Origin of the sequence: Streptococcus parasanguinis (genome assembly GCF_964238605.1) — a bacterium.
Taxonomy (GTDB): Bacteria; Bacillota; Bacilli; order Lactobacillales; family Streptococcaceae; genus Streptococcus; species Streptococcus parasanguinis_AJ.
In genome coordinates, this window is the sequence record NZ_CAXSMM010000001.1 from 184,724 (window position 1) to 191,030 (window position 6,307).

Genomic DNA, 6,307 nt, shown 5'->3' on the forward strand with positions numbered 1-6,307 from the left:
TTCTAGGCTGTTTCAAGAATTGGTTTTTCTGTTCCGTCAACAGCTTCTTTTGTGATTCGAACAAGTTTGACATCTTCTTGACTTGGAATTTCAAACATGACATCCATCATGGTTTCTTCGATAATCGAACGAAGTCCACGAGCTCCTGTTTTTCTTTCGATGGCTTTATTCGCAATCTCTTGAAGAGCTTCGTCATCAAATTCCAATTCAACATTATCATAAGAGAGTAAGGTTTGGTATTGTTTTACCAGAGCATTGCGTGGCTCTTTCAAGATACGGACAAGATCGTCAACTGTCAATTGCTCAAGAGCAGCAAAGACTGGAAGACGTCCGATCAATTCTGGGATAATCCCAAATTTTTGAATATCTTCCGCAACGATTTCTTGCATGTAAGAGCTGGATTCATCAATAGCTTTATTGTTCTTACCGAAACCGATGATTTTTTCACCAAGACGTTGCTTAACAATTTCTTCGATCCCATCAAAAGCCCCACCTACGATAAAGAGGATGTTCTTGGTGTCCACTTGGATCATCTCTTGTTGAGGGTGTTTACGTCCCCCTTGAGGTGGTACACTAGCGACAGTTCCTTCGATGATCTTCAAGAGAGCTTGTTGCACCCCTTCACCAGAAACGTCACGTGTGATCGAGACGTTTTCACTTTTCTTAGCGATCTTATCAATTTCATCGACATAGATGATGCCACGTTCTGCACGCTCAATATTGAAATCCGCTGCCTGAAGAAGTTTTAAGAGAATATTTTCAACGTCTTCACCCACATAACCGGCTTCAGTTAAAGCTGTTGCATCTGCAATAGCAAATGGAACATTCAGGCTACGAGCCAAGGTTTGGGCCAAGAAAGTCTTACCTGAACCAGTAGGGCCAATCATGAGGATGTTTGATTTTTGCAATTCAACATCTGTCTCGTCTTCCCGCGTATCGTGGAAGTTGATGCGTTTGTAGTGGTTGTATACTGCTACAGCAAGAGCACGTTTGGCACGATCTTGACCGATCACATAGTGGTTCAAGATATTGAGCAATTCGATTGGTTTTGGAACTTCACTAAGGTCTGCAAGAACTTCTTCTGCTAGCTCCTCGCGGATAATTTCTTGTGCTAACTCTACACATTCATTACAGATAAACGCATTGTTTCCTGCAATGATTTTTTGGACTTCATCTTGACTCTTTCCGCAAAATGAACAATAAACCATCATATCATTATTTTGATTCGTTGGCATGTATTTCCTCTTTCTGTCATTTTCTGTTTCTATTTAGTTTAAAATAAGGTCATGTAAAAGGCGTGAATAGAATTCACAAGATTGGTAAAAGCATTTAGTAAGAATAAAATAGCGAGGCCAAACCGTTTTTTACGAAAGGTTTGTAAGGCGCAAATCAAACAGATGACACATAGGACAGCTGTAAAAAAACCAAAGACACTTCGCTCCATTAGTCTAAATCCTTTCTCTTATAATAGTTGACCGTAAAATCATATGGGTTCTTCTCATCTTTCGGATGATGGACTTGACGGACTCTTTCATAGCGGTTCTCTTCAAATCTCGGTGCCAATGTATCGCCATCAATAGTTGCATGAATCATGGTCTGGATCAACTCTTCTAACTGGTCAGAAAAGAGCCTTAAAATCTGACTGCCTCCAATAATGTAAAGATTCTTCTCTTGGTTCCGATACCAGTCCAAGACTTCTTCCTTGCTGTGCATGACAAGTACAGCATCATTTTCAGGATCATAGGCTTGATCTTGCGTTAAGATAATGCTGGTCCGACCTGGTAGAACCCGTTTTTTCATACCATCAAAGGTCACTCTTCCCATGAGAATGGCTTGTCCCATGGTTGTTTCTTTGAAATGCTGAAGCTCAGCTGGCAGATGCCAAGGCATGACTTGGTCCTTTCCAATAATGCCGTTTTCAGTTTGAGCCCAGATACCAATAATCTTTTTCATTCTCTCATCCTTTACACTGATACTTCTATTTTATCAAATTTTCTTATAAAAGACTGATTTCAACTATCTAGTTTGGAGGATATTTTTTCAAAAACAAACAGAAAAAACCGCGAGATTTTCGCGGTTTTTCTTAGCCACAAGTTAGCTTAGTCTTCTTTTTTGCGTTTTGCAAATCCGAATAATGACAGACCTGCTAAAGCGCTAAAGATTGCAAGACCAGCAGTAGAAGATTCTTTTGTTCCTGTGTTTGGAAGTTGTGCAGTAGGATTTTGTGGATCGATATACTTCACTTCTTCTTTCGTTTCTGGAACGACAGGAATCGTTGGTTCTTCTGGTTTTGGTTGTGGAGTAGGTTGTGGCTGTGGTGTTGGTTGCGGTTGTGGTTGTGGAGTAGGCTGTGGCTGTGGAGTAGGCTGTGGCTGTGGCTCTGGTGTCGGAGTTGGATCCGGCATTGGAGTTGGTGTCACAGTCTTCTTGTAGATATGTTGAATGTTTCCATCTTTATCTACAACAGTCTTCACGAAGTCATAACCTGGGATATCTTTCTTCGGTTGTTCCCCATCTTCTGTTGGGTTACCTGGGATTGGGTCCCCATTTTCGTCTACATATGAAGTCGTCACTTTTTCATAGACGTGTTCAGTATCACCATTAGGCAATTTCTTCGTTTCCACAAAGCGGTAACCTGGAATTTCAGATTTTGGCTCTTCTCCATCAACTGCAGGATATCCTGGGATTTCCTTACCTTCTTTATCAACAAACTTAGTGATTGGAAGGACAGTTGGTGTGTAAGTTGCAGAAGCTTTTGTTCCGTTCACATCTTCACGAACCACTGTTACAGCTGGTGCTGTTCCAGTGAATTCAGGTTCTGGTGTGAAGGTTACAGTTCCATCTGCTGCTACTGTGTATGTACCAACACCTGGAATTGTCTTCGTAGTTGAACCATCTTCAAAGGTTGCTGGAACTCCGTCATTCATTGGTACACGGCTATCGCCTTCTGTGAAGGTTGGTTTGCCTGTTTGAGTGGCACCCTTCTTACCAATTGAAGTAGCTGGTTCTGCAGTTGGTGTAACTGGTGTTACAGTTGGTGTGTAAGTTGCGGTAATTGGTGTACCGTTCTTATCAACACGTTTCACTGTTACGCCTGTACCGGTTCCTGTGAATGATTTTTCTGGTACGAAGGTTACGGTTCCGTCTGGAGAAACGGTGTAAGTTCCTTCACCTGGAATAACTTTAGTAGTTGATCCATCTTCAAAGGTTGCAGGTACATCATCATCCATTGGTACACTTGGGTTACCAGGCGTGAAGCTTGGTTTACCTGTTTGAGTTTGACCTTGGATATCTGTTGATGTAGCAGGATCAGCTGTTGGTGTCACAGGTGTAACAGTTGGTGTGTAAGTTGCGGAAGCTTTTGTTCCGTTCTTATCTTCACGAACAACTGTTACTGCTGGTGCAGTTCCGACAAATGATTTCTCAGGTACGAATGTCACTGTTCCGTCTGGAGCAACTGTGTAAGTACCAACACCTTTAACTGTCTTCGTAGTTGAACCATCGTCAAATGTTGCTGGAACATCATCGTTCATTGGCACACGGCTGTCGCCTTCAGTAAATACAGGCTTACCAGTTTGTGTCGCACCTTGGATGTCTGTAGATGTTGCTGGCTTAGCTGTTGGAGTTACTGGTGTAACTGTTGGTGTGTAGGTTGCAGTAACTGGAGTACCGTTCTTATCAACACGTTTCACTGTTACGCCTGTACCTGTTCCTGTGAATGATTTTTCTGGTACAAAGGTTACGGTTCCGTCTGGAGCAACTGTGTAAGTTCCTTCACCTGGAATAACTTTTGTTGTTGAACCATCTTCAAAGGTAGCTGGTACATCATCATCCATTGGGATAGCAGGGTTACCAGGTGTGAAGTTTGGTGTACCTGTTTGAGTTTGACCTTGGATGTCTGTAGATGTTGCAGGATCAGCAGTTGGTACAACTGGAGTGATCTTAGGTGTGTAAGTTGTCTCAGCAACAGTTCCGTTTGTATCTTTACCTTGAACCTTAACTGGAACCACATCACCTGAGTATGATTTATCCGTTGGTGTGAAGGTCACAACACCTGTTTCTTTATCAACGGTGAAGGTACCGATCACATCACCTGCTGGTGATTTCGCTTCTACTGATGCTGCTGGCTGACCATTTTCGTCAAGAAGAGTAATGGTATCCTTGTCGATTGGTGCAACTGGGTCACCTTCAGTGAAGGTGACAGTTCCAGTTTGAACCACACCTTGAGGTGCTTCTGATTCAGCTGGAGTCGCTGTTGGAGTTACTGGTGTTACAGTTGGTGTGTACTTAGCAGTAACTGGAGTACCGTTCTTATCGACACGTTTCACCGTTACGCCTGTACTTTCTCCTGTGAATGATTTTTCTGGAACAAATGTTACGGTTCCGTCTGGAGCAACAGTGTAAGTACCTTCACCTGGAATTGTCTTGGTTGTTGAGCCATCTTCAAAGGTTGCAGGTGTATCATCATCCATTGGGACATTTGGATTACCTGGTGTGAAGGTTGGAGTACCTGTTTGCGTTTGACCTTGTTTGTCAGTAGATGTTGTATCTTCTGCAGTTGGTGTAACTGGTGTTACGGTTGGTGTATATGTCGCAGAAGCTTTTGTTCCGTTCTTATCTTCACGAACCACTGTTACAGCTGGAGCAGTTCCAACGAATGATTTTTCTGGTACGAAGGTTACTGTACCGTCTGCTGCTACTGTGTAAGTACCAACACCATCTACAGTCTTCGTAGTTGAGCCATCATCGAAGGTTGCTGGAACATCATCGTTCATAGGCACACGGCTGTCGCCTTCGGTGAATTTAGGTTTACCAGTTTGAGTCGCACCTTGGATATCTGTTGATTCAGCTGGTGTTGCAGTTGGTGTTACTGGTGTCACAGTTGGTGTGTACTTAGCTGTGATTTCAGTACCGTTCTTATCCACGCGTTTTACTGTTACGCCTGAAGCAGTTCCAGTGAATGATTTTTCTGGTACGAAGGTTACAGTTCCATCTGGAGAAACAGTGTAAGTTCCTTCGCCATCTACTGTCTTAGTGGTTGAACCATCTTCGAAGGTAGCTGGAGTATCTTCATCGATTGGAACATTTGGATTTCCTTCGGTGAAGGTTGGTTTACCAGATTGTGTTTGACCTTGAATATCTGTCGATGTAGCATCTTCAGAAGTTGGAACAACTGGAGTAATCTTCGGTGTATAAGTTGTTTCAACTGTAGTTCCATTTGTATCAGCTGCCTGAACCTTAACTGGGACAACATCACCTGAATAAGATTTATCTGTCGGTGTGAAAGTAACTACACCTGTATCTTTATCAACTGTGAAAGTACCAATTTCTTTACCTTCTGGTGACTTAGCAACTACAGATGCTGCTGGTTGACCATTTTCATCAAGAAGAGTAATCGAATTCTTGTTAATTGGAGCTACTTCATCACCTTCAGTGAAGGTTACAGTTCCAGTTTGAACAAGACCTTGAGGTCCAGTAGATTCAGCTGGTGTTGCAGTTGGAGTTACTGGAGTTACAGTTGGTGTGTAAGTTGCAGAAGCTTTTGTTCCGTTCTTATCTTCACGAACAACTGTTACGGCTGGTGCTTTACCTGTGAATGATTTTTCAGGTACAAAGGTTACAGTTCCGTCTGCTGCTACTGTGTAAGTACCAACGCCATCTACTGTCTTGGTAGTTGAGCCATCGTCGAAAGTAGCTGGAACGTCATCGTTCATTGGAACTCGGCTGTCGCCTTCAGTAAATTCAGGCTTACCTGTTTGAGTTTGACCTTGCTTACCTGTTGTTTCAACTGGTGTCGCTGTCGGTGTGACAGGAGTTACAGTTGGTGTATAAGTTGCAGAAGCTTTTGTTCCGTTCTTATCTTCGCGAACAACCGTCACTGCTGGAGCAGTACCAGTAAATGATTTCTCAGGTACGAATGTCACTGTTCCGTCTGCTGCTACTGTGTAAGTACCAACGCCGTCAACAGTCTTCGTAGTTGAGCCATCGTCAAATGTTGCTGGAACATCATCGTTCATTGGCACGCGGCTATCGCCTTCAGTAAATACAGGCTTACCTGTTTGTGTAGCACCTTGGATATCAGTTGTTTCAACTGGTTTCGCAGTAGGTGTTACTGGAGTTACAGTTGGTGTATACGTTGCAGACGCCTTAGTTCCATTCTTATCTTCACGAACAACAGTTACGGCTGGTGCTTTACCTGTGAATGATTTCTCAGGAACAAAGGTTACAGTTCCGTCTGCTGCTACTGTGTAAGTACCAACGCCGTCAACAGTCTTCGTAGTTGAGCCATCGTCAAATGTTGCTGGAG

The 6,307-nt window shown here is 43.1% G+C and carries 3 protein-coding genes; all 3 read right to left on the reverse strand.

The genetic code is table 11. The features are described from left to right. Positions 1 to 2 precede the first annotated feature (2 nt). Positions 3 to 1,235, reverse strand: coding sequence for an ATP-dependent Clp protease ATP-binding subunit ClpX (clpX, locus tag ACESR9_RS00960; RefSeq protein ID WP_049493014.1), 1,233 nt, complete (start codon positions 1,233 to 1,235; stop codon positions 3 to 5). A 208-nt stretch (positions 1,236 to 1,443) separates the two neighbouring features. Further along, the gene (locus ACESR9_RS00965) at positions 1,444 to 1,953 is read right to left on the reverse strand and encodes a dihydrofolate reductase (RefSeq protein ID WP_302692944.1); all 510 of its coding nucleotides are present in this window, start codon (positions 1,951 to 1,953) and stop codon (positions 1,444 to 1,446) included. 146 nt (positions 1,954 to 2,099) lie between these two features. Beyond that, positions 2,100 to 6,307 (reverse strand): LPXTG cell wall anchor domain-containing protein (locus ACESR9_RS00970; protein ID WP_373105021.1); only part of this gene is annotated, 4,208 nt, incomplete at its 5' end.